This is a genomic window from Bacillus sp. P4_D3 (genome assembly GCF_056401855.1).
The window spans coordinates 1-1,788 of sequence record NZ_JBFUIN010000639.1 but is presented as its reverse complement, the minus strand read 5'-3'; the positions used below and the strand labels follow the sequence as shown (position 1 = coordinate 1,788).

2 protein-coding genes are annotated in these 1,788 nt (G+C 36.0%); both read left to right on the top strand.

Annotation, left to right across the window (positions count from 1 at the left end; all coding sequences use genetic code 11):
- Positions 1-995, top strand: a 995-nt coding sequence (locus AC1DTM_RS25080) for a YjiH family protein (protein WP_477001149.1), incomplete at its 5' end; no start/stop codon positions are given.
- Between the two features lie 113 nt (positions 996-1,108).
- On the top strand, positions 1,109-1,696 hold the full coding sequence (locus AC1DTM_RS25075; protein WP_016105320.1) for a GNAT family N-acetyltransferase: 588 nt from the start codon (positions 1,109-1,111) through the stop codon (positions 1,694-1,696).
- The last annotated feature ends 92 nt before the right edge of the window (positions 1,697-1,788 follow it).

Genomic DNA, 1,788 nt, shown 5'->3' with positions numbered 1-1,788 from the left:
GACCAGCTTGGTTCTTTTCGCCAGATGTTGGCCCGTTTTTGTATGAGAAGTTAGTTATATCAGTAAGTTTACTCGTTCCAATTGGCTCGGCATTTTTAGCGTTATTAGTCGGGTACGGATTGCTTGAGTTTATCGGCACGTTTTGTCGTCCGATTATGAGACCGTTATGGAAAACACCTGGGCGATCAGCAATTGATGCGGTTGCTTCATTTGTAGGAAGCTATTCGTTAGCCTTATTAATTACTAACCGCGTTTATAAAGAAGGAAAGTATACGACGAAAGAAGCAGCGATTATCGCAACAGGCTTTTCAACAGTATCCGCAACATTTATGATCATTATCGCAAAAACACTAGACATTATGCATTTATGGAATGTTTATTTTTGGACTACGCTTGTTGTAACATTCATCGTGACTGCTATCACCGTAAGAATCCCGCCACTTAGTAGAAAACCAGATACATATATTACGAAAGAAGGATTCCCAGAGCCCGTTTATAAAGAGAAAATGTTAGAGCGAGCTTGGGAAGATGCGTTAGAAGTATCAAAATCTGCACCGAGTATTATGAAAAATATCGCAGTGAATTTAAAAGACGGATTTATAATGACGATGGGGATTTTACCATCTATTATGTCAGTAGGATTAATTGGTATCGTCTTGGCAAAGTTTACGCCAATATTTGATTGGGTTAGTTATATTTTCTACCCATTTACATGGGCTTTACAGCTCCCAGAAGCGGAACTAGCTGCTAAAGCAGCATCAGTTGGTATTGCAGAAATGTTTTTACCTTCTCTTTTAGTTGTAAGTGCACCACTCGTGACAAAGTTTGTTATTGCGGTTGTTTCGGTGTCATCTATATTGTTTTTCTCCGCATCAATCCCTTGTATATTATCAACAGATATTCCGTTAAAAGTATCTGAACTTATTATTTTATATGTGCAAAGAACGATTTTAACGTTGTTGATTATTACACCGATTGCATACATACTTCTATAATGAATGAACTCGCTTTAAAGAAAAGCGAGTTTTTTAATGGTATTCGTTTTAAAATATATAGATAATACGTTATTGTTTTGTATGATATAGTTACAAGAGGGGAGGGGTAATAAATGGAAATTGTTCACGAAAGAGCAAAGTTACGGTTAATAGATAGCAATGATGTCGAAAAAATGTTTTCAATCGTGGAAGGAAATCGAGATATTTGGGCGTATTTAATCTCTAAAATGGATACTGTTCAAGATATGCAGCAATATGTTCAAAAGGCGATAAAAGCTTATGGGGCAGGTAAAGATTTGCCATTTGTTGTTGTTGATGAAAAGACGAATGAAATAGTAGGGAGTACACGCTTATATAACATTTCAGTTGAAGATAAGACAGTGGAATTAGGGCAAACGTGGTATGACCCGAGTGTACAGCGTACGAGTATGAATACAGAATGTAAGTATATGTTATTACAATATGCTTTTGAAAAATTGCATATGCGGAGAGTACAAATTAAGACGGATGCCCGAAATGAAAAAGCACAAAGAGCAATTGAAAGACTCGGCGCAGTAAAAGAGGGGGTACTTAGAAACGAAAGAAAATTACCGAGTGGACATGTTAGAGATGCAGTTGTATACAGTGTTATTGCAAGTGAATGGCCAGCTGTAAAAGAACGGTTATTAGAAAAATTAGAGTCGTATAAAGAAAAACGATAATTCATATTAAGAAAGGTGTATTGATCGTCAAGATGAAAAATATACCTTTTTTCTTACAAAACAGTTACTTCTTTTGTTTCATCATTCCATTA